The organism is Sulfurospirillum diekertiae (assembly GCF_002309535.1).
GTDB classification, from domain to species: Bacteria; Campylobacterota; Campylobacteria; order Campylobacterales; family Sulfurospirillaceae; genus Sulfurospirillum; species Sulfurospirillum diekertiae.
This window is the reverse complement of record NZ_CP023275.1, coordinates 1,498,866-1,521,632: the sequence shown is the minus strand read 5'-3', so window position 1 is coordinate 1,521,632 and position 22,767 is coordinate 1,498,866. Positions and strand designations below refer to the sequence as shown.

Annotated in this window: 22 protein-coding genes and 1 tRNA gene; 14 read left to right on the top strand and 9 right to left on the bottom strand. The window is 39.0% G+C overall.

Annotated features, from left to right (window positions below; genetic code table 11):
- Window positions 1-5 precede the first annotated feature (5 nt).
- The gene (locus SJPD1_RS07905; RefSeq protein WP_096046672.1) at window positions 6-959 is read right to left on the bottom strand and encodes an NAD(P)-binding domain-containing protein; all 954 of its coding nucleotides are present in this window, start codon (window positions 957-959) and stop codon (window positions 6-8) included.
- A 120-nt stretch (window positions 960-1,079) separates the two neighbouring features.
- Here SJPD1_RS07905 and SJPD1_RS07900 point away from each other — a divergent pair, with 120 nt between their 5' ends.
- From SJPD1_RS07900 to SJPD1_RS07885, 4 genes are read left to right on the top strand one after another with little or no spacing between them, the layout of a single operon-like run.
- Entirely contained in the window at window positions 1,080-2,315 is a 1,236-nt protein-coding gene (locus tag SJPD1_RS07900) for a glutamate-5-semialdehyde dehydrogenase (protein WP_096046671.1), read from the top strand.
- Window positions 2,312-2,896, top strand: coding sequence for an ATP-binding cassette domain-containing protein (locus SJPD1_RS07895; RefSeq protein WP_096046670.1), 585 nt, complete (start codon window positions 2,312-2,314; stop codon window positions 2,894-2,896). The genes SJPD1_RS07900 and SJPD1_RS07895 overlap by 4 nt, the downstream gene beginning before the upstream one ends.
- A 7-nt stretch (window positions 2,897-2,903) precedes the next feature.
- Window positions 2,904-3,524 (top strand): DedA family protein, encoded by a 621-nt coding sequence (locus tag SJPD1_RS07890; protein WP_096046669.1) that lies wholly within the window; start codon window positions 2,904-2,906, stop codon window positions 3,522-3,524.
- An 11-nt stretch (window positions 3,525-3,535) separates the two neighbouring features.
- Window positions 3,536-3,814 (top strand): DnaJ domain-containing protein, encoded by a 279-nt coding sequence (locus tag SJPD1_RS07885; protein ID WP_096046668.1) that lies wholly within the window; start codon window positions 3,536-3,538, stop codon window positions 3,812-3,814.
- A 42-nt stretch (window positions 3,815-3,856) separates the two neighbouring features.
- Here SJPD1_RS07885 and SJPD1_RS07880 read toward each other — a convergent pair whose 3' ends face one another.
- On the bottom strand, window positions 3,857-5,221 hold the full coding sequence (locus SJPD1_RS07880; RefSeq protein WP_096046667.1) for a class II 3-deoxy-7-phosphoheptulonate synthase: 1,365 nt from the start codon (window positions 5,219-5,221) through the stop codon (window positions 3,857-3,859).
- A 254-nt stretch (window positions 5,222-5,475) separates the two neighbouring features.
- On the opposite strand from SJPD1_RS07880, the gene SJPD1_RS07875 reads away from it, so the two are divergent.
- From SJPD1_RS07875 to SJPD1_RS07855, 5 genes are all read left to right on the top strand, one after another.
- The gene (locus SJPD1_RS07875; protein WP_192866730.1) at window positions 5,476-6,504 is read left to right on the top strand and encodes an amino acid ABC transporter substrate-binding protein; all 1,029 of its coding nucleotides are present in this window, start codon (window positions 5,476-5,478) and stop codon (window positions 6,502-6,504) included.
- A 70-nt stretch (window positions 6,505-6,574) separates the two neighbouring features.
- Window positions 6,575-7,729, top strand: coding sequence for an amino acid ABC transporter permease (locus tag SJPD1_RS07870; RefSeq protein WP_096046666.1), 1,155 nt, complete (start codon window positions 6,575-6,577; stop codon window positions 7,727-7,729).
- Window position 7,730: 1 nt separating this feature from the next.
- Window positions 7,731-8,816, top strand: coding sequence for an amino acid ABC transporter permease (locus SJPD1_RS07865; RefSeq protein WP_096046665.1), 1,086 nt, complete (start codon window positions 7,731-7,733; stop codon window positions 8,814-8,816).
- Between the two features lie 8 nt (window positions 8,817-8,824).
- Window positions 8,825-9,571, top strand: coding sequence for an amino acid ABC transporter ATP-binding protein (locus SJPD1_RS07860; protein WP_087438671.1), 747 nt, complete (start codon window positions 8,825-8,827; stop codon window positions 9,569-9,571).
- A gap of 26 nt (window positions 9,572-9,597) precedes the next feature.
- Entirely contained in the window at window positions 9,598-10,050 is a 453-nt protein-coding gene (locus SJPD1_RS07855; RefSeq protein WP_226372173.1) for a hypothetical protein, read from the top strand.
- A 32-nt stretch (window positions 10,051-10,082) separates the two neighbouring features.
- Here SJPD1_RS07855 and ilvA read toward each other — a convergent pair whose 3' ends face one another.
- Window positions 10,083-11,294, bottom strand: coding sequence for a threonine ammonia-lyase (gene ilvA / locus SJPD1_RS07850; RefSeq protein ID WP_087438670.1), 1,212 nt, complete (start codon window positions 11,292-11,294; stop codon window positions 10,083-10,085).
- Between the two features lies 1 nt (window position 11,295).
- On the bottom strand, window positions 11,296-11,730 hold the full coding sequence (locus SJPD1_RS07845) for a CoA-binding protein (RefSeq protein WP_096046664.1): 435 nt from the start codon (window positions 11,728-11,730) through the stop codon (window positions 11,296-11,298).
- A gap of 124 nt (window positions 11,731-11,854) precedes the next feature.
- On the opposite strand from SJPD1_RS07845, the gene SJPD1_RS07840 reads away from it, so the two are divergent.
- Window positions 11,855-13,036 (top strand): methyl-accepting chemotaxis protein, encoded by a 1,182-nt coding sequence (locus SJPD1_RS07840; RefSeq protein WP_087438668.1) that lies wholly within the window; start codon window positions 11,855-11,857, stop codon window positions 13,034-13,036.
- A gap of 18 nt (window positions 13,037-13,054) precedes the next feature.
- On the opposite strand, the gene trmA is transcribed toward SJPD1_RS07840, so the two are convergent.
- The 3 genes from trmA to SJPD1_RS07825 form a co-directional block, all read right to left on the bottom strand.
- The gene (gene trmA / locus SJPD1_RS07835) at window positions 13,055-14,158 is read right to left on the bottom strand and encodes a tRNA (uridine(54)-C5)-methyltransferase TrmA (RefSeq protein ID WP_096046663.1); all 1,104 of its coding nucleotides are present in this window, start codon (window positions 14,156-14,158) and stop codon (window positions 13,055-13,057) included.
- Between the two features lie 73 nt (window positions 14,159-14,231).
- Window positions 14,232-14,942: a DUF445 domain-containing protein gene (locus tag SJPD1_RS07830; RefSeq protein WP_087438666.1), complete on the bottom strand. Its 711-nt coding sequence runs from the start codon at window positions 14,940-14,942 to the stop codon at window positions 14,232-14,234.
- A gap of 24 nt (window positions 14,943-14,966) precedes the next feature.
- Window positions 14,967-16,481 carry a B12-binding domain-containing radical SAM protein gene (locus SJPD1_RS07825; RefSeq protein ID WP_096046662.1) on the bottom strand — a complete coding sequence of 505 codons (1,515 nt, stop codon included), beginning with the start codon at window positions 16,479-16,481 and terminating at the stop codon, window positions 14,967-14,969.
- Window positions 16,482-16,595: 114 nt separating this feature from the next.
- Between SJPD1_RS07825 and SJPD1_RS07820 the strand changes: the two genes are divergently transcribed.
- A tRNA-Pro gene (locus SJPD1_RS07820) sits at window positions 16,596-16,673 on the top strand.
- Window positions 16,674-16,731: 58 nt separating this feature from the next.
- Entirely contained in the window at window positions 16,732-17,958 is a 1,227-nt protein-coding gene (locus SJPD1_RS07815; protein ID WP_096046661.1) for an MFS transporter, read from the top strand.
- Window positions 17,959-17,962: 4 nt separating this feature from the next.
- Here the strand turns inward: SJPD1_RS07815 and SJPD1_RS07810 are convergent, their stop codons facing one another.
- Window positions 17,963-18,847, bottom strand: coding sequence for a helix-turn-helix domain-containing protein (locus tag SJPD1_RS07810; RefSeq protein ID WP_096046660.1), 885 nt, complete (start codon window positions 18,845-18,847; stop codon window positions 17,963-17,965).
- Between the two features lie 136 nt (window positions 18,848-18,983).
- On the opposite strand from SJPD1_RS07810, the gene SJPD1_RS07805 reads away from it, so the two are divergent.
- Together SJPD1_RS07805 and ppsA are read left to right on the top strand one after the other, a co-directional pair.
- A complete protein-coding gene (locus tag SJPD1_RS07805) occupies window positions 18,984-19,718 on the top strand; it encodes a MipA/OmpV family protein (RefSeq protein ID WP_096046659.1) in 735 nt (244 codons plus the stop codon).
- Between the two features lie 149 nt (window positions 19,719-19,867).
- The gene (gene ppsA, locus SJPD1_RS07800; protein ID WP_096046658.1) at window positions 19,868-22,249 is read left to right on the top strand and encodes a phosphoenolpyruvate synthase; all 2,382 of its coding nucleotides are present in this window, start codon (window positions 19,868-19,870) and stop codon (window positions 22,247-22,249) included.
- Here ppsA and SJPD1_RS07795 read toward each other — a convergent pair.
- Window positions 22,246-22,743 carry an FKBP-type peptidyl-prolyl cis-trans isomerase gene (locus tag SJPD1_RS07795; RefSeq protein WP_096046657.1) on the bottom strand — a complete coding sequence of 166 codons (498 nt, stop codon included), beginning with the start codon at window positions 22,741-22,743 and terminating at the stop codon, window positions 22,246-22,248. The genes ppsA and SJPD1_RS07795 overlap by 4 nt on opposite strands.
- Between the last annotated feature and the right edge of the window lie 24 nt (window positions 22,744-22,767).

Genomic DNA, 22,767 nt, shown 5'->3' with positions numbered 1-22,767 from the left:
CTTAATTATTTTGAATTTAAAATATGTGACACAATAGAATACGCATGATTGAGCGCAATAGCGATACTTCCACCACTTTTAACGGCAATGTCTCCTGCTAAATAAAGCCCTTTACTTTTGGTTTCAAAATTTTCATCAAATTCAGGCTTGTTATCAGCATCAAACGTAATACCACATTTGCGTAGAAAATCAACAGGCGTTGTGCCGCCAATCGCATAAATGACACGGTCATAAATGGTGTAATAGCCATCGGTAAAGTTAACTTTGACGAGACCATTTTCATTTTCAACCGATACAATATCCATACCAAGGCGAAGTCGGAGTTTCTCTTGTCCATTGTACTCTTGAATCATTTTAAGGTTAATGTCATTAAGGCGGCTAAAGGTATCACGACGATAATTAACCGTGACGTTATTGGTTTTTGAAAGTTCTATGGCATACTCAATGGCTGAGTTTCCACCACCGACAATCAGTAATTTTTCATTTTGTGAACATTTGTCTAAGTTAAAATTGATGCGCTCTTTGAGTGAAAGAGGCAGCGTGTAATCGGGTTTATTGGGTTTTCCCATTGTTCCAATAGCGACAATAACATTTTTGGCTCTGTATCCTGCTTTGGTTGTCACGATACGAAATTCATTGTTTTCTTTGATGATACTCTCAACTTCGCTGTTAAATGCCGAGTCAATCTCTCCCGTATCTAAAAGTGAGTCAAAGTAGTTCAGTGTGCTCTCTTTGGTACCATCACGGAAGTCAATAGAGCCTTTAAGTTCGATCTCTTGACCTTTATAGTTTTTATCAACACGTTTATTATCTTTGTAAAATTTGCGGATCGTTTGGGAATGGTTATCACCTTTCTCAATCATCATAATATGCTTTAGTCCAAGCACCTTCGCTTCAACCGCTGCACCAATACCGCCAGGTCCACCACCAATAATGACTAAATCGTAAATTTGTTGCATTCTTGTGTCCTTGTTATGATTATCTACTGATGCTAACTATTATATCCCGAACTTACTTATGACACATTAAATATAAAAAGTGTAAAATCCCATCAAATGCCATTGTAAGGAACTATCAACGTGCAAACTTTTCTAGAACATGCCAAATCTGCCAGTCGAATTATTGCCACCCTTGATCCTAAAACGAAAATGGATGTTTTAGCGCATATGGCAGAGGCTTTAGAGAGACACAGTGCGCTTATCATAACCGAAAATCAAAAAGATTTAGAGGAAGCCAAGAAAAACAATTTAAGTTCAGCACTTGTTGATCGACTCTTACTCAACACGCAACGCATAGCGGATATGGCAAAGGCAATTCGTGAAATTGCAGCGCTCAAAGAGCCAGTAGGACGTATTTTGGAAGGTTGGGTTGTTCCTAGTGGTCTTAGAATTGAAAAAGTGAGCATTCCTATTGGTGTGGTAGGTATCATCTATGAAAGTCGTCCCAATGTGACCAGTGACACAGCAGCACTCTGTTTTAAAAGTGGCAATGCGTGTGTCCTTAAAGGCGGGAAAGAGGCTTTTTACAGCAATGCTGTGATTGCTTCCATTTTACAAGAGGTGCTTGAAAAATTTAACCTTCCTGTAGAAATTATCTCGCTTTTACCCGATTCCAGTCGTGAAGGCGTTGCTAAGTTGATTAAAATGGACAAATACGTCGATCTTATCATCCCTCGTGGCGGTGAGGCACTGATTCGTTTTGTGAGTGAAAATGCGACGGTTCCTGTTGTTAAACATGACAAAGGTGTCTGCCATACCTATGTCGATAAAGAGGCGAATTTAGATAACGCCATTGAGATTGTAATAAATGCCAAATGCCAGCGCCCAAGTGCCTGTAATTCACTGGAAACGCTTTTAGTTCATGAATCTGTGGCAGAGAGTTTTTTACCCCGTATGAAAGAGGCGCTTGACCTTACGGGGGCAGAAATCAAAGGGTGCGATAAGACTCAAAATCTTTTACATGTAAAGCTTGCCAGCGAAGAAGATTACCATACCGAACACCTTTGCAATGCCCTCAATATCAAGATCGTTGAAAGCGTAGATGAAGCAATAGCGCATATTGCGGAGTTTGGCTCTTCGCATTCCGAAGCCATTTTGAGTGAAAATTACAGCACAGTTGAGCGCTTTTTAAATGAAGTTGACGCGGCAACGGTTTACGCCAATGCTTCTACCCGTTTTACAGACGGTGGTGAGTTTGGTTTTGGCGCGGAAGTGGGCATCAGTACCAACAAACTTCACGCACGTGGACCTATGGGCATTAATGACCTGACCACTTACAAATTCAAAGTATATGGCAAAGGGCAAATTCGCGCATGAGCCAAGAGGTTTTACGCATTGAAAATTTAAGCTTTGCCTACCCAAATTCCAAGCTTTTGTATGACAATTTTTCTTTACATGTAAAGGTGGGAGAAGTCGTTGCTATTTTGGGGGCAAGTGGCAGTGGGAAAAGTACACTTTTTGAGCTGATTGCAGGAAATCTAAAAGCCAACAGTGGCACGATTCATACGATGAAACTTTCGCAGATTTTTCAAGACCCTTACACATCATTTCATCCGACCTATACCATTGTCAATCAGATCAGTGATGTTGCCCCTTTGCACGATTTGCATCAGTTATGCGATGCGCTTGATCTCGACACGGAGGTATTGGCTCAAAAACCGCATCAACTCAGCGGTGGGCAGCTTCAAAGATGCTCTATTTTAAGAGCACTGTTGATGAAACCTGCTCTCATTTTAGCCGATGAGCCCACTTCAGCACTCGATAATATTACAGGGTTACATGTCATGCAACTGTTGATGCAGTTTTTAGACCGAATAGGCATTTTGCTTATCACACACGACAAAAATTTAGCATCATGGTGTAGTGATCGTATGATTGAGTTAAAAGAAACAAAATAGGAGTTTTATGCACGCGATTATTGATTGGATTGTTCAAACCGTTGGAGTTTTAGGATACCTTGGTATTTTTATCATGATGTTGATTGAAAGCAGTATTTTCCCGCTTCCCAGTGAAGTGGTGATGATACCCGCTGGGTATTTGTGTGCCAAAGGCGAGATGAATTTAGTTGTTGTGATTGCCCTTGGAACGCTAGGAAGCATTTCAGGTGCACTTTTGAACTACTATTTGGCCGTTAAGTTAGGACGAAAGTTGATTTTGAAGTATGGACATTACGTTTTTATTAAGCCAGAAACGTTGAAAAAAGTGGAAGTGTTTTTCAAAACACACGGTTCATTTTCAACCTTTACCGCAAGACTGATCCCCGTGATTCGCCATTACATTTCTTTGCCTGCTGGTTTGGCGCGTATGAATTTAGGACTTTTTTGTTTTTATACAGGCTTTGGTGCAGGCATTTGGGTCAGTATTTTGACATTTTTGGGCTATTTTTTCGGTCAAAATGAGGCACTGCTCAATGAACATTTACATACTATATCGATTGCTTTGATTATTTTCATCGTTATTTTTGCTGCTATTTATATTTGGTTTCATAAAACAAAAGAGCGTAAGCGTCGAGCCAAAAAAATCTAAAAGGAACAACCATGATCCAAGGGTTAGAATACAGCGACTTTGATAAAGCACTTTCTACCTTGGGTGTTGTTGCTAAAACTGATAAAAAGACCCTTCATAAACTCTATCTATCCCTCTCTAAAGAGTTTCATCCCGATGCCCCAAATGGTGATACTGCCAAATTTCAAGAGATCAACGACGCATACCGCTTAATCAAAGAGTATATGGAAAATTATCGGTTTGATTTTGATGAAGCTGAGTTTAAAAAGCAGTATCCATTTTCGAAAAGTGATTGGCTGAGCGGAAGATAGATTTTACATGTAAAGATTTTCACCTTTACATGTAAAGCAATTTTATTGCGCTAAAAATCGTTGACGAGCGTCTTTGAGGGAGTCTGCGATCAGAAATGCAAGCTCTAACGCTTGGTTGGCATTGAGGCGTGGGTCGCATTGTGTTTGGTAGCGACATGCAAGGTTCTCTTCGGTGATATCTTGTGCCCCACCGATACATTCGGTGACATCTTGCCCCGTCATTTCTAAGTGAACACCACCAGGAAATGTACCCTCTTCTTCGTGGACTTTAAAGAAGCCCTTGACCTCACGCAACACTTCATCAAATGAGCGTGTTTTGTAGTTATTGGATGCTTTGATGGTGTTGCCATGCATTGGATCGATACTCCACAATACGTTCGCCCCAGCTGCTTTAACCGCTTGAACCAATTTTGGGAACTCTTTTTCGATTTTGTCTGCACCCATACGAACGATGATATTAAGACGTCCTGGTTCATTTTCAGGGTTAAGTTTATTAATAAGTTTCATCAATCCTTCCGCGGTCATACTTGGTCCTGCTTTGATACCGATAGGATTTTTAACCCCTGTGAGAAATTCCACATGCGCATCATCCACGTCACGGGTACGATCGCCTATCCAGAGCATATGCGCAGAACAGTCATACCAGTCACCTGTCAAACTGTCTTGACGTGTCAATGCCTCTTCATAGTTCAGAAGCAGTGCTTCATGCGAAGTGTAAACAACAGTTTCATTGATGTTCGGCGTATTGGCTGAAGTGATACCACACGCTTCCATAAAGGCTAATGTCTCAGAAATGCGATCACAAAGATGTTGGTAACGTTTGCCTAAAGGACTCGCAGAGACAAAGCCTAACGTCCATTTATGGACTTGATGCAGGTCTGCCAAACCACCGCGTGAAAAGGCACGTAAAAGGTTCATCGTTGCCGCCGATTGGTTGTAGGCTTTGAGCATACGTTTGGGATTAGGAATTCGTGCATCTTCGGTAAACTCGATGTCATTAATAATGTCACCGCGGTAACTTGGAAGCTTTACACCATCCATCTCTTCAAAATCGCTTGATCTTGGTTTGGCAAATTGACCCGCTAGTCGCCCTACTTTAACAATGGGACAGCCACCCGCGAAAGTTAAAACAACCGCCATTTGAAGCATAACTTTAAACATATCGCGAATATTGACCGCGTTAAATTCGCTAAAGCTCTCGGCACAATCTCCACCTTGAAGTAAAAAAGCTTTTCCAGCGACAACATCGGCTAAAGAAGATTTGAGTTGTCTTACCTCACCTGCAAAAACAAGGGGAGGATATTTGCTCAGTTCTTGTTCAATAGTTTTCAACAACTCTTGGTTGGTATACGTTGGTTGTTGCTTAATTGGTTTTTCTCTCCATGATGCGCGTGTCCAAGAACTCATAAAAGACCCTTAATTGAATTTTTACTTATTATAATGTGATTGGCTTTAAAGAGAATTGAATGGTTCAGACAAGACGTGTAAATCTATAAGGATATAAGGTGATTTCATTCTACAAAAATATGCAAAAATAAAATATTTCTTTTAAGAATGTAGATTCTACTCACCTTTAGTGACTGATTAATAAATAGGCAGTTTTTTCGCCAAAAAATAAAATTTAGTGTTAGAATTCTTGCATCAACTTTGAAAGGAAGATAATGATGTTACGATCTAAACTCGCTAAAATCTCTTTAGCAACAATTACTGTGTTGGGCTTTGGCGCAACAACACTCAGTGCGGATACTCTCGGCGAAGTACAAAAACAAGGTTTTGTTAAGTGTGGTGTTGATGGTGGATTACCAGGTTTTTCTGAAGTAGGAAGTGATGGTATCTATAAGGGTATTGATGTTGACGTTTGTCGTGCTGTTGCAGCTGCAGTTTTTGGCGATGCTAAAAAAGTTAAATACATTGCTCTTAATGCTAAAGAGCGTTTGACAGCTCTTCAATCAGGCGAGATCGATATGCTTTCACGTAACACAACATGGACAGAAACCAGAGATACTTCTTTGGGTTTAAACTTTGCTGGTGTTAACTACTATGATGGTCAAGGCTTTATGGTCACTAAAAAATTGGGTGTCAAAAGTGCTAAAGAGCTTGATGGCGCTTCTATCTGCCTTCAAACAGGAACCACAACAGAGCTAAATGTTGCTGACTACTTTAGAAGTCATAAATTAAAATATAAAATCGTATCTTATGACACTAATGATCAAGTTGTTAAAGCGTATGAAAGTGGTAGATGTGACGTTTTAACTTCTGATCAATCACAACTTTACGGCTTGAGAATCAAACTTTTAAAACCTGAAGATTCAATCGTACTTCCTGAAGTTATCTCTAAAGAGCCTTTAGGACCTGTTGTTCGTAAAGGTGATGGTAAATGGTTTGATATCGTGAGATGGTCATTTTATGCGATGGTGACGGCAGAAGAATCTGGCGTAACGAGCAAAAATGTTGATGCAATGCTTAAATCTGACAATCCAGACATTAAACGTCTTTTAGGTGTTGAAGGTCAAATGGGTGAGAATTTAGGTCTTAAAAAAGATTTTGCTTATAACATCGTCAAGCAAGTCGGTAACTACGGTGAGTCATTTGAAAGTACTGTAGGCGAAGGCTCTCCACTGAAAATTAAAAGAGGTTATAACGCTCTTTGGAATCAAGGCGGCTTACAATACGCTCCTCCTTTTAGATAGTAGATTAAAAAACAGTCAAACACTGAGGGCAGATCATTCTGCCCTTAATCTTAACGTATAAAGGACACGTATGCTAGCACTTTTGAGAAATCAAAAGATTCGAGGAATTCTTTTCCAATTATTAACCGTTATTGGCTTGGTTGCTTTTTTGTGGTATATTGGCACCAACACTGTCGCCAATATAGAACAAAGAGGCATTCAAACAGGCTTTGGCTTTTTGAATGGCACAGCTGGATTTGGTATCGATCAATCTCCTATTGCGTACTCAGAAGAGAGTACCCATGGACGTGTTTTTGTTGTAGGACTTTTAAATACACTTATCATAGCTTTTGTTGGTATCCTTTGTGCAACCATTGTAGGACTCATTATAGGCATATTGAGACTATCGCGCAACTGGTTGATTGCAAAACTTGCAAAATCGTATGTCGATTTTTTTAGAAATATACCTCTTCTTCTTCAAATACTCTTTTGGTATAACGTTGTTCTTCGCTCTATGCCAAATCCTAAACAGAGTTTCAACTTTTTTGATACAATTTTTATTAATAACAGAGGTCTCTATTTCCCCCAACCTGAGTACAATACTACCTTTTTTGTCATGCTTGCAAGTCTTTTTCTGGCACTTTGTGCCTCTTTTGCACTTAACGCATGGGCAAATAAACGTAAAGTTCTAACAGGGCAAGATTTTATGGTCTACCCTTTTGCAATAGGAATGTTTATTGTTTTCCCTATCCTTGCATATTTTATTGGTGGAACTCATCTTAATTTTAATTTTCCAGAACTCGTAGGCTTTAACTTCAAAGGTGGCAAAACACTCTCACCTGAGTTTTTGGCACTCACATTTGCATTAACGATCTATACGGCAACATTTATTGCTGAGGCAGTTCGTTCAGGTATTGAGGCCGTAGGACATGGTCAAAAAGAAGCAGCAGCTTCGATGGGTTTTAGTCCATACCAATCTTTAAAATTGGTTATTCTTCCCCAAGCGATCCGTATTGCAATTCCTCCAATTATCAATCAGTATCTTAACCTTATTAAGAACTCCTCTTTGGCAACAGCCGTTGGTTATCCTGAAATTGTGACTGTTTTTGCAGGCACATCTCTGAATCAGGTGGGGCAAGCGATTGAGATCATTTCGATGACCATGCTCGTTTATCTCATCATCAGTTTAATTGTCTCAGCAATACTCAACTGGTTTAACCACAAAATGAAGATTCAGGAGCGTTAATATGGCAATTTATGAAAAAAAACAAGAACGTAAAGCTCCTATCAATACCAAAGGAGCTACCTTTTGGATTCGAGAAAACCTTTTCTCTTCACCAATGAATGTCGCCTTGACGCTTTTAGGTGTGATGATTCTTTTTTGGATCATTCCTCCTTTTATTAAATGGGCGTACGTCAATGCAAACTTTGCTGGGACGACACGTGAAGATTGTGTCAGTGGCGGTGCATGTTGGGTCTTTATACGCATGAAGATCGATATGTTTATGTATGGCTTCTACCCTTCAGAACTTAGATGGAGAGTCAATAGTATTTATATACTTTTTTTCGTCTTGCTTGCATCTTTTAAGTACCTTAAAAACTCAGTAGCAAAAATTGTGTTGGCACATGTCTATTTTATCATCGGTTTTTTCTTGGTCCACGGTGGCTTTTTTGGCATGCAAGTTGTCCCAACCGATAAATGGGGTGGACTAATGCTGACCATTGTGGTTGCCGCGGTAGGTATTGTCGCAGCATTCCCCATTGGTGTTATTTTGGCTCTAGGTCGAGCATCTCATTTGCCGATTATAAAAAGTATCAGTGTGACTTACATTGAATTTATTCGCGGTGTTCCATTGATTACGATTCTTTTTATGTCATCGATTATTTTGCCACTCTTCTTTCCTGAGGGTATCTCTTTTGACAAACTTCTACGTGCACTCATTGGTATTGCACTGTTTGAATCAGCCTATATTGCTGAAAATATTCGTGGAGGGCTTCAATCTATTCCGAAAGGGCAATATGAAGCAGCAGATGCAATAGGACTTTCTTACTGGCAAAAGATGTTTTTAGTCATATTGCCTCAAGCACTTAAAGTTGCCATTCCTAACCTTGTAGGCGTTTCCATTGCTCTTTTCCAAGATACAACATTGGTTTTGATTATTGGACTCTTTGATCTCCTTGCTATGGTACGTTTAAGTGCTGCAGATTCATACTGGTTGGGTTATGAGACTGAAGGCTATGTGTTTGTTACCTTTATCTTTTGGTTCTTTTGTTACTCAATGTCTAACTTTAGCCAAAAGCTTGAAAAACGATTTAATACCAATTTGAGATAGGATAGAAGATGAAAGATAGAAAAGAAATCATAGAAATTAAAAACTTAAACAAATGGTACGGGGATTTTCACGTTTTAAAAGATATTAACCTTACCATCAATAAAGGTGAAATCATCGTTGTCTGTGGACCTTCAGGGTCAGGTAAATCAACCCTCATTCGTTGTATTAATTACCTTGAACAATTCCAAGAAGGTAGTATTTTGGTTGATGGCATTGAGCTTGTTAACGATGTTAAAAAGATCAAAGCGATTCGTGAAGAAGTGGCTATGGTATTTCAACACTTCAACCTCTTCCCTCATTTAACGATTTTAGACAACCTGACATTAGCACCTCTTTGGGTTAGAAAAATGCCACGTAAAGAAGCAGAAGCCATGGCAATGAAATACCTAGAGCGTGTTGGCATTGCTAACCAAGCCCATAAATTCCCCAATCAACTCTCAGGAGGACAACAACAACGTGTGGCAATAGCACGTAGTTTGTGTAAAAACCCTAAGATAATGCTCTTTGATGAGCCAACTTCCGCACTTGATCCTGAAATGGTAGCTGAAGTTTTGGATGTTATGATAGAATTAGCACGTGAAGATAAAACAATGGTGTGTGTTACTCATGAAATGGGCTTTGCAAAAAAAGTGGCTGATAGAATCATTTTTATGGATGCCGGTCAAATCGTTGAAGAGAACACACCTGAAGAGTTTTTCCAAAATCCTGAGTCCGATCGTCTTAAACTCTTTTTGGAGCAAATCTTATCACATTGATTTTGTTTTACATGTAAGGATAAGAAATGATGGAGCAATTAATTCCTGTTGTGATGGTTGTTGCGATGGTGGCGTTTATTTTGATAAAACAGATAGGCAAGTTAACCAATAAATTTGATTCTTTTGCGGATGAGAGTGCCTATGATCGTTATGCAAAATTTTCAGCTATTATTCAAGAACATGTGCGTGAAATTAAACAGAGCCTTGATAGTTCCAAATCACCCATTGAACGTCCCTTTAAACTGATAGAGGGAAAAAATGAAGAAGAAGCACTTGAATTGCTCTCTAATTTTATTCGTAAATTGGTCTTTTTTGAAACCATGATGGCCAAGAAAAAGAGCTCAAAAGAGATCGAAGCTGACCTTTTTGATCTTTTAAGTCATTTAGATGATTTTCTCAAAGAGTATTGTGTAGAAGGAGAAGCTCTTTCTGATCAACTCAGAGAAAGACTTTTAAAAGCGTACGAACAACTGAACTAAAGAGTGAGGTTTTATAGCCTCACTCTCTTCTTTTAAACCTCTTCCTTAAAGAGATACCCAGCCTCTTCTAAAAGCGTACGAATCATCTTTTGATGTTCCAGCCCTTTTGTTTCTAGCATAATGGTTATTTGTGCATCACCATACGACAGTGTTGTTGAGAATCGGTCATAATCAATCTGGATAATATTGGCATTGGCATTTTTAAATAGGTCTGTCAGGCGCATCAGTGAGCCCGGTTTATCAATCAGCGTAATCACCAATTTCATTTTGCGGTGTGATTTGATGAGACCTTTTTCAATGATGATTGAAAGCATCTGTACATCAATATTTCCACCACTTAAAACCGCGCCTATTTTCATATCTTTCGTGTAGGCGAATTTTTGATGCATAATGGCGGCGACACTCGCAGCACCTCCGCCTTCAACGACTAATTTTTGGCGTTCAAGCAAGAATAAAATGGCTGCAGCTATCTCTTCGTCATCCACCGTGACTACTTCATCCACACACTCTAAAATATGGGCTAAATTGGATTCACTCACATCCCGTACTGCGATACCATCAGCAATGGTACGTACACTTTTAGAATTAATCGCTTTTTTAGCACAGTAGGACTCAAACATCGCAGGAGCGCCCGAAGCATTGACGCCAATGACTTTGATTTTAGGATCAATTTGCTTGATAGCCGAAGCCATGCCGCTGATGAGTCCTCCTCCGCCTATTGGAATAACAATAATGTCAAGGTCATTCACTTCATCCATCATTTCTAATGCAACAGTGCCTTGACCTGCTATGACTTTGTCATCTTCAAAAGGATGAATAAACGTTAAGCTATGCTCATTGGCATATGTTAGCGCATATGCGTACGCTTCATCGTAATTATCACCACTGAGTATCACTTCTGCACCCAAATCTTTAGTTCCCGTGACTTTTAAAAGAGGAGTCGCTTCAGGCATAACAATGGTTGCTTTAATGCCAAAGCTACGCGCAGAGTAGGCAACACCTTGCGCATGATTGCCTGCACTTGCCGCAATAACACCTTTTTTGCGCTCTTCTTTGGTTAAAGAGGCTATTTTATTGTAAGCACCTCTGAGTTTATAAGCCCCTGTAATTTGGAGATTCTCTTTTTTAAGATAGACTTGCGCTCCTACTTCCTCACTTAAATGAGGCGCTAAAGAACACGGCGTTTGGGTAATAACATTGTTAAGTTGTCGTTTTGCTTTGACTATTTCACTAAGAGCTATCATTTTATTTCATTAACCTTTCATATTCTACTTTGGTACATCGATTTTGTACTGCAATCAAGCCATTTTCATGTGCTTTTGTACACGCTTGATTGTTGACGATGCCCAGTTGTAACCAAAAGACTTTTACATCACCTTTTTTTAAAACTTCTTCGATCAAACCATCCGCAATTTCAGGCTTGCGGAACATGTCTACCATATCCACACTCTCAGGAATATCTAAAAGAGTTCGGTAAACTTTTTCACCTAAAATCATCTCTTCTTTAGGATAGATCGGATAAATTTTAAACCCACGTTCTTGTAAGTAGCGTGCTACTTTATGGCTATCTTTGGTTGGATCTGGAGATAAACCAATAATGGCAATACTCTTACACATCGAAAAAATGTCTTTAATGCCTGCATCACCAGGCATGCTAATATTTGAAATGTCGCATTCCATTATTGCTCCTTTAAAAAAATTTAAGTCGTGAGTATAGCACACACAATCTTTTGGCGCGATTATCCATGGCTTTAATTGTATGAATTTGTTATAATCAATTGGTTTATATTTAGAAGGAGAGTTAATGTTTTTGAATCAGATTAAGATTAAAACGAAGGGCTGGTTTTTAGCAATTGGAACCTTATGTGGTTTTATGGCAAATATTATATTAGTCTCATTTTTAATTACAGGGACAGAGCGATTGATTTTAATTGCTGGATCTGTTGGTGGAATGGTGTTTTTCTTCATTTTTACCCGTGTTATGGTTGTCAGTATGACCAATTCTATTGATGCACTCTCCATCATTACACTTGATCTTGCCAAAGGAAGTGGCGATCTTACCAAACGTATTCAAATTAATTCTAAAGATGAGATAGCAGATTTATCTGAAAATATCAATCACTTTATTGAAAAGATTCATAGTACCATTGTTGCTTCAACAAAAACGTCTACAGAGAGTGCAACTATGGCAAATCAATTTTCAGCCATTTCGCACGAAGTGGATAAACGAATGGTGGCAGAACGTGATTTTGTCAAACAGACGAAAGATTTGGGTGATGCTATGAAAATAACCTTGGAACAAAATACACTCAACGCAACGCAAACTAGTGAAAATATCTTTAATGCGTCTCAAACACTCTATACAACAACACAAGAGATTAAAAATTTAGTCGCCAATATTCAGCAAGCTTCTGAAGTTGAATCGCACACGTCAGATCGGCTTCAACAACTCAGTCAGGATGCCAATCAAGTTAAAAGTGTACTCACTGTGATCGCTGACATTGCCGATCAGACCAATCTTCTAGCCCTTAATGCTGCTATTGAAGCGGCACGAGCAGGTGAACATGGTCGTGGATTTGCCGTTGTTGCCGATGAAGTTAGAAATCTGGCAGAACGTACGCAACGAAGTCTGACGGAAATTAATGCAACGATTAATGTGATTGTGCAAAACATTATGGATGCCAGTGGTCAGATGAGTGAGAATTATAAGTTTATTGAGCAAATGGCGATTAATTCTGAAGAGGTTGAGCTTAAGATTAGCGACACGGAAACGATCATCAAAGAGGCGTCTGATGCTTCACAAATTGCTTCGGAAGTTTCTCAACGTCTTTCTCAAAATACAGCAACGATCATTAAAAATATTGGTCAGATTTATGAATCATCTTTACAAAACAGTAGTGATGTTGAAAACCTTAACACTTCATCAGATGAGCTTTTGAATCTTTCTAATACACTTGCTTCTAAACTTGCGCTCTTTAAGATTTAACCTTTTACATGTAAAAGGCTAAAGTCGTTTTAAAATGACGCCAGACTCCAAATGCTCAGTGTTCGGAAATTGATCGAACAGGGCAAAATGGAGAATGGCGTACTGAGACGTTAAAACTTCCAAATCACGCTTAAGTGTTTCTGGATTGCACGAAATGTAAATGATGTTCTCAAACTGAGAGATAAACGCTAGGCTGGCTTCATCCATACCAGAACGGGGTGGATCAACAAAGACATGACTAAAGCTGTAGTCTTCAAGGTTGATACCCGCTAAGCGGTTGTATTCGCGCTCTTTTTTCAGTGCAGATGTCAGCTCTTCTGCACTCATGCGTAAGAATGCTATATTGTTAACATCATTGAGTTCACAGTTTTGAAGCGCTGATTTGATGGAAGTTTTTGAAATCTCGGTGGCTAAAACTTTATGAAATTTCCCCGCCATTGGAATGGTAAAATTGCCATAACCGCAGTAAAGCTCCAACAAATCCTCACAGTTTTCAAGATGACCTAATACCCAACCAATCATCTTTTGATTCATCAAACGATTGGGTTGTGAAAAGCCACCTTCAATGATGTGATAACGGTAAGTTTTACCTGCAATATCAAAACGATCTTCTACAAAATCTTGCGTAAGGACACGCTTAATACCCCTACTTCTGCCAATGACAAAAATTTTAAACTCTTTCTCCAACATTTTGGCTTCATCGTCCCACTCTACATGTAAAGGTTTGTGGTAAATGAGTGTGACCAAAAGATGCTCTGAAGAAGCTAAAAACTCAACAGCAAAAAGTTTTTCACGAAGTAGCGTAGAGGCTTCGATCTGTTTTAGAAGCTTGGGCATCAACGTGTAGATTTTCATCTCAACTTTAGGACAGACATCAATACAAATAGCACCTTTTTTATCCATAGTTCCCATGGCATATTGAATGGTATTGCCCTCTTTCCAAATGCGAAATTCAGAGCGTCCACGGTAGTGTTCAGAAGGAGAAACAAAGAAGTCAAATGCTTTTACATGTAAAGGTTCAAATAACATACGCATATGTGCTTGTTTATGCGCACACTGCGCGTTATAGTCCAATGTATAAAGTGTACAACTACCACATTCCCCAAAATAAGAACACTCCATAAAACTCCTTTATTTGTATTATTTTATATATAATTATATGTATTTTAAACTTTGTAAATCTGCATAGCGATACTTAAATAACCAATGTTGAAAGCAGACCAATCAATGCACCAAAAAAACCACCCCAAACTACTAGCCAACCTAAATGTTCTTTAATGAAATTTTGTACGATCTCTTTTACCATCTGTGGTGTCAGCTCATTTAGCCTAGCATCAATCATCTGCTCTATGGTAATAAGCATATCATCAGTAAGTGATGAATTTTGTATAGTTTGTGCTATTTTTTGTTGAAATACATTACTTTCGCTAATTTCAATGATAGAATCTTTGAGTTTCTCACTAAAAGGCGCTCGAAGTCCTTCTAATGCGCCAGCACCTCCAAACATCCCAAGCATTCCGCCAAATGAGGACTCCATCACCGTTTTAGTCAGTGCATCAAAGGCAGGAGAAAAGTCCACTTCTGCAATCACTGGGCTTAAATCAAGCGTTTTTTCTTCTTTTGCAAAAAAAGCATCCAACTGTTCTTTAGTAAAAAACTGATCCATCATCAAATTTTTGATCGAAGCTTTAAAGGCTTCAAATTGCAACTGTATAACGCCACTTCCATATAAAAAAGGTACTTTTTCAAATAACATATGAATCGCTATTTGATTGGTTACTGCGCCTGAAAAGGCAAAAAGTCCTGTTAAGAGTGACCAATGCGCATAAGGCGCTGGTATCAAAAATGAAACTCCAATCAAACTGACACTTATAATATCCGTCCACCAACTTTTATCAATTTTCATTATTCCTCCTTAAAAAAATTGCCATTATACTGTGGCATGTTTTAACTGGCGTTTATTCAGTTTTGAAGTACCCTCTTTATGCACTTCCTCTTGAACGTAATTTTCGCGTAAAAAAGAAGGCATTTTACGCCCACGAATCGTCATAATATCTTCTATAAGCATCGCTTTAATACACTCTTGCTCATATTTCATAACTTCACAAAGATAGCGAAAGATGAGTTCAGCTAAGCGATCCAATGAAATCTGCCATGTAGACTTTGTTTGCGTATAAAGCCATTCACTAAAAGCATAAAAGCCATCATACACTTTGCCATCATGCCATAAGTGTATTGCACTCTTCTTAAAATTACCACTGTTATACACCATATCCCAAAAGCGAGCAAAACGCTTCATCTTTTGCATCTCTTTAAAAGGGATAAGGTTGTTTTGCAAGATATCATAGGGTGGCTTATCGCAATACTTCATACCGTGGATCTCATCGTGACGCGAAATAGTTGTACCTGAGAGTTTTTTGAGGATGCCGATTTGAATCTCACACTGTGTCAGCGAATAAAGCTTGTCTAAATTGCGACCAAAACCTTCTAAACTTTCTCCTGGTAAACCGATAATGAGGTCCACATGCAAATGCGCATGCGTTTGCTGTTGTAGAAAGGCAAGGTTGTCTTCGATTTTAGCAATGTTGAGGCGTCTATGAATATTTTTAGAGATTTCAGGATCAAGCGTTTGAATACCCACTTCGAGTTGCAACGCTGCAGGAGGAAACTGTGCTATTTTTTCCCTTAGAGCGCTTGGAAAATGGTCTGGGATAACTTCAAAATGGACAAAACATGCTTCTGTTTTGGCAAGAAAAAAATCCAAAAGTTTCGTTGCGTTTTCAATGCTAAGGTTAAATGTACGGTCAATAAACTTGAAATTACGCACACCTCGTTGCCAGAGTTTTTCAAGCTCGCCTATGAAACGCTCTATTTCGATGTCCCGCACTTTTTTATCAGCAGATGAAAGACAAAATTCACAGGTAAACGGGCATCCACGACTTGCCTCAACGTAGCAGTAACGGTTTTTGATGTCGTGATCTGTGTAGTAGTCATATGGCAGTTTTATGGCATTCAAATGAACCATCGGCGCTTTGATGACGTGCTCATTTGGTTTATGACCCTCAAGAAGCGTTTGACACAGCTCATAAAAAGCGATGTCACCCTCTCCTTGAATAATGTAATCTGCCCCACTAAAATCAACACGATGGGGGAAATGGCTCGCTTCAGGACCTCCTAAAACGATGAAAATATGAGGTGCTACTTTTTTGAGGATACTTATAAGCTCTTGTACTTCCAAAGCGTTCCAAATATACGCACCAATGCCTACAATTTTTGGGTTATAACTAAGGATTTCTTCTGCGGCATCGGCGACTTGTGAGTTGATGACAAACTCTAAAATTTTCGCTTTTTCTTGAAGCTCTTCAAGGTTAGCAAAAAGATAGCGTTGAGCAATAGATGTATGTGTATAGCGCGCATTAAAGGTCGTTAAAAGAATTTCTTTCATGAAGTGCCATTGTTGGTTTTTTATAAAAACGGTTGTATATCCGCTTAGTATAGATCTATTATTATAATAAAACTTTTTGGTTATCTTGGTTAAAATCAAAATTCTTAAATGTGTCGGGGTGTAGCGCAGCCTGGCTAGCGCGCTACCTTGGGGTGGTAGAGGTCGCAGGTTCGAGTCCTGTCACTCCGACCATTTGATTTTGTGCTTCTTTTTTTAATACGCTTAAAATTCATTCCTACAGCTGGTTTTTATGCAACCCAAAATGCTTCAAACTTTTCAAAAGAAACCCATTGTTATCATTGCCCTGCTTACGGCTATTTGTTTGGTGGGTGATTCAATGCTTTACGTTGTTTTACCGACACACTGGGAGGAAGCAGGTCTTACGTCTTTATGGCAAGTTGGCATTCTTTTATCGATCAACCGTCTAGTGAGACTCCCACTCAATCCTCTTATCGGCTGGCTTTACACAAAAATCAGTGCGAGAACCGGTGTTTTGATCGCAGTTTTATTGGCATTTAGTACGACGCTATCGTATGGATTAATTCAAGGATTTGTTGGGCTTTTGATCGTACGTTCGCTTTGGGGCGTTGCATGGGGATTTTTAAGATTGGGCGCTTATTTTACGATTTTAGAATATGCAACCGATGCGACCAGAGGCAAAAGTATGGGGCTTTACAATGGCTTGTATCGCCTTGGAAGTTTAGTGGGGATGTTGGTTGGAGGATTTTTAGCTGATTTTTATGGATTGACCACTACATCAATTATCTTTAGTCTCGTAACGCTCTCTTGTTTACCTATCGTCTTTATCGTCATTAAACCAACAGCGCAAGGTATGGTCGCTGGGCATGTCGAAGATGAGAGACACTTTTCTCTGTGGAGCAATCGTAATGTGTTATCGGTACTAGGCATCGGGATGTTTTTTGCCCTGATTTATCAAGGAATTGTAACATCCACGCTCTCATACTTGATTGAAATTCATAATGGCTCTGTTGTCTTGATCTTTGGATGTCTCATGGGAGCTTCTTCACTTGCTGGCATACTTCAAGCCATTCGTTGGGGATTTGAGCCGTTTTTAGCTCCCTTATTTGGTAGTTTGACGGATGGAAAAGCGGGTCGATACCCTCTTCTTCTCATCTCAACATTATTAGCGAGTATTTTATTTGCACTGGTCTCTTTTGATCTGCCTTTTTGGCTATGGATTGGGATACTTCTTTTACTCCAAGCAACGGCAACTTCCCTTACAACTATTGCGGATGCCTTAGCTGCTGATACGGCATCAAACAACGGAGCAAGAATTAAAATTATGACAACGTATTCGTTACTCATTGACTTTGGTGCGGCACTTGGTCCAATGCTTGCGTATGGAATGAACCAATTTTTACACCCTTATGCCTCTTTTTGGTTTGCATCGCTTATTTTACTAGGAACGACATTGGTATGCGCAAATAGTTGGTATAAGCAAAAACGATCATTTTAAATAGTTACCAAAGCCATGAAAGTGGGATTTTTTCTCTAAACGTATGAAAATAATAAGAGGGTGTGAGCCCTGTAAATTTTTTGAACTCTTTAATAAAATGTGTCTGATCAAAATAGCCACACTCATACGCTATGGAGACAAATTTGAGATGATTTTCACCTCGTAAAACGGCACTATTCATCATCCTTAACGTTTTGATAAATCGTGCATTATTATAAATGTGCTTAAAGGATTCTCCAAAGACTTCAAGATATTGTTTCTGGATCCACCTTTCACTGTAACCGCACTCTTGCGATAAGAGTTTTAACGAAGTATAATCATGTCCATTCTTAAGATAATTTGAAATATTTTTTTGAGAAAAATGTTTTTTTGATAATTGTTTCATAAAATAACGTTCAAAAACCTCAATCATGCCATCTCCTGTTGGCATAGATTCTAGCTCTTCAAAAAGCAACTCTCCTTCGTGTTCTCCCCATATATCATTAATACTCAAATCTTCATTTCGAATGTCAAAAGGGGAAATACCAAATACTTCATAGAGAACTTGCGGATAAAGCGTTACTTTAAAGCTTTTGACTAATCGCTTGGACGAGGCACTCTCTTTTTGAAAAAAGTCCATCCATGTACCAATGCCGCTTTTAACATACGTCCCTTTGTCAATATCGAGCTGAACGCTTCCTTCTTCAACTACTTCATTCAAACTTCCATAAAAATCAAAGACAAACTGCGTCATAAAGGATGGAAAGAAGCGTGTAATATACTGCTCACGAGTATCTTTTACTTCGCTGATAATAGAAACATACGAATGAATATAGGGTAACAGAGATGGATTTTTTGGAAATGCTTTTGCATAATCGCCTTGAGGCGGCATTCCCGTATCTACAAACATTGTATTCCTTCAAAAAGCTTAAAATAATCATCGAATTATATACTAAATAGCCACATGCTTTGTTCGCTTTTTTACTATAAAAAATATATCACTCTTTTATACAATACCGCACAAATAAACCATGGAGATTTGATTGATGAAAAGAAAATTGATGTTAGTATCCTGTATGGTGTTAACGAGCGTTTGCGCGGCAGATGATACATCATTGCAAGTAGGTATTGGTGTGACTACAAGCACCAGCCCTTATAAAGGTATTTCAAATGTTACGATGCCTTTACCTGATATTGAACTCACGTATAAAAGTGCTTTTATTGAAGGTATCAATATGGGGTATAATTTTTACGATACCAAAACACTGCAAATTGGAGTTATTGTGCTTCCTGTACTTGCAGGCTATAAAAGTAAAGACAGTCACGATTTAGCAGGAATGGATAATCGCAATATGTCCTTGGAGAGTGGGCTCAGAATGAAATACAATTTTGAAAACAGCTTTTTAAGCACTACCCTATCGCAAGATGTCACCAATACATCGGATGGATATACTCTCAACGCAGCGTATAATTACACACTTTTAGAGACAAAAAATTCAGCTTTATCCCTCTATGCTGGCTTAGAATACCTCAGTGATAAGAAAAGCGATTATTACTATGGTGTCAAAGCCAAAGAAGCAACACTTCTGCGCCCAAGCTATCATGCAGATGGTGCTCTCAATCCCTTCATTGGATTAACACAAATATTTGCCTTTAGCGAGACATGGTCAATCATTGCAAATGTTGAATACAAGCACTTTGACAGTACGATTTATAAAAGTCCTATTGTAGATGACCATTATCAAATTGCTGGGTATTTATCCATTATGTATAGCTTCTAAAGTGTTGTTATTTGCTCCTATCCGTTTCAAAAGCCCTCTGGGCTTTTGAAATACTCTTCATTTTCACTTTACATGTAATCTCTTTTTTATAGCACTCCTGATTCTATTTTGTGCTACCATAGATATAACTTTTCTTATGGGAGGTTATTATGCACTACATTCGTTTCTTCAATGAACTTCATATCGGCGATATTCCCCTTGTAGGTGGGAAAAATGCTAGTCTCGGTGAAATGTACCAAAAGCTATCTACCAAAGGCATCAAAGTTCCCAATGGTTTTGCAACAACTAGCGAGGCGTATCATTTGTTACTTAAAGAAAACGGTATTAAAGAAAAAATCGAAAAACTTTTAGAAGGGTTGGATATTTCCGATACTTTTTCGCTTCAAAAACGTGGTCTTGCCATCAGAGAGCTTATCTTGGCTTCAACGCTTCCAGCTGAACTTATCAAAGAGTTACAAAGCGCTTATCACATGCTCTCGCAAGAGTATGGTTCAGAACATATTGATGTTGCAGTGCGCTCATCAGGAACGGCTGAAGATCTACCCGATGCTAGTTTTGCAGGTCAACAAGAGACCTTTCTCAACATTAATTCCCCTGAAAAACTCATACAAAGTGTCAAACAGTGTTATGCTTCTTTATTTACTGATCGAGCCATTAGTTATCGAACCAGCAGAGGATTTGACCATTTTAAAGTGGCTCTTTCTGTGGGTATTCAAAAAATGGTACGAAGTGATCTTGCCAGTAGTGGCATTATGTTCACCATCGACACAGAAAGCGGTTCAGAAAATCTCATTTTAATTAATGCCATCTGGGGGCTAGGTGAAAATGTGGTGAGCGGAAAAGTCAATGCTGATGAATTTTTTGTTTTTAAACCAACCCTTAAAAAAGGGCTCAATACCATTTTAAAACGCTCTTTAGGCAGTAAAAAAGAGAAAATGCTTTACAGTGATGAAACCCATACCATCAATGTTCCCACTACAGAAGAAGAGCAAAATCATTTTTCCATCACGGATACAGAAGTGATGATTTTAGCGCATCAAGCACTGATTATTGAAGAGTATTATAAACGTTCTATGGACATTGAGTGGGCGAAAGATGGCTTAGATGGCAAACTCTACATCGTTCAAGCACGCCCTGAGACGGTTCAAAGTAAACTCCAGAATAACATCTCCATCGAAAAATATGCCTTGAGTAGTACCAAAGATTTGAAGCTTATTACCTCTGGTCGAGCTGTTGGCGATAAAATCGGCAGTGGCGAAGTCAAAGTCATTCATAACACCTCCGAATTTGCCCTTTTCAAAGAAGGCAATATTTTGGTTGCCGATACGACCAATCCTGACTGGGAACCTATCATGAAAAAAGCTTCAGCCGTTGTGACCAATCGAGGCAGCAGAACGTGTCATGCTGCTATTGTTGCGCGTGAGATTGGCGTTCCAGCAGTAGTCGGTTGTGGTAATGCAACCGAAGTGTTAAGCAATACTCAAAAAGTGACTGTTAGTTGCGCTGGGGGCGATGAAGGACATATATATGAAGGTGAAATTGCCTTTACATGTAAAACGATAGACCTCAGTTCTTTAAAGCAGACGAAGACCAAACTGATGATGAATGTGGGCAATCCAGCCGAAGCGTTTAACTTTGCCAAAATGCCCAATGATGGCGTAGGACTGGCTCGCATGGAGTTCATTATGACCCATTCCATTAATGCCCACCCGATGGCACTGGTGAATATGCACAAAGGAAATCCTGTGCAAGATGAGGATGCAATCAGAGCTTTCATGTCTCCTTATACAGATGCTAAAGAGTTTTTTCTCCAAAAGATTAGTGAAGGCGTAGGGATGATAGCTGCGGCGTTTTTTCCAAAACCTGTCATCATTCGCACCAGTGATTTTAAAAGTAATGAGTACCGCAATATGCTAGGAGGTCTTGCTTACGAAGCGGTCGAAGAAAATCCGATGATAGGCTTTCGTGGAGCAAGTAGATACTATGATGAAAGTTACAAGGAGGCGTATGCGTGGGAGTGTGAAGCACTCAAGCGTGCGCGAGAGGATATGGGACTTACCAATATTATTATCATGCTTCCTTTTGTGCGTACGCCTCAAGAAGGACAAAAGGTTATCGGTATTATGAACGCTCAAGGATTAGTGCAAGGTATTAATGGGTTGAAAATTTATGCGATGTGCGAGATACCCGCCAATGTCATCATAGCGGATGACTTTTTAAATATCTTTGATGGCTATTCGATTGGATCAAACGATCTTACCCAACTTGTTTTAGGCGTAGATAGAGAGAGTGGTATGATTGCTCATATTTTTAACGAGCGGAACCCTGCTGTGACTACAATGCTAAAAATGGCGATTGATGCGTGTAAAGCAAGAGGAAAATACATCGGTATTTGTGGGCAAGCACCTTCTGATTATCCTGAAATTACGGAGTTTTTAGTTCAAAATGGGATAGATTCAATCTCTCTAAATCCGGACTCACTGTATAAAATGCATCAAGTGGTTGAAAATTTGGAAGAAAAATTGCGTTAATTTTGCATGACAGATAGAGACTCTTCATGACTGAAGAGTCTCTTCTCAATTTCATCATTTGTGGCTTCGCGCACACCAATGACTGTTCCATCAAAGAGAATTGTTACACCAGCAAGAGGATGATTTGCATCCAAAATAACGCGATCTTCTAAAATTTCAATGACCGTATATGAAAGCATTATCTCATCATCGGCATCTTCACTAAAAACCATTTCAACATTTTGCCCTACTTCAAGATCATCTTCAAACATACTTCGCTCTTCAATCAATACAAGTTCTTGTTTATACTCACCAAATGCCTCTTTAGGAGACAATTGCATATGAATACTTTCTCCTACACTTTTGCCTTCCAAGGCTTTTTCAATTTTTTCAAATATATCACCGTATCCACCATGAAGATACACAAGTGATTGTGCACCACTGTCTAAAAGGTTGTTCTCAGTGTCAAAAACAGTGTAGTCGAGTGTTACAATACAATTTTTTTGTATAGTCAAAAGAGTCCTTACATGTAAAAAGTA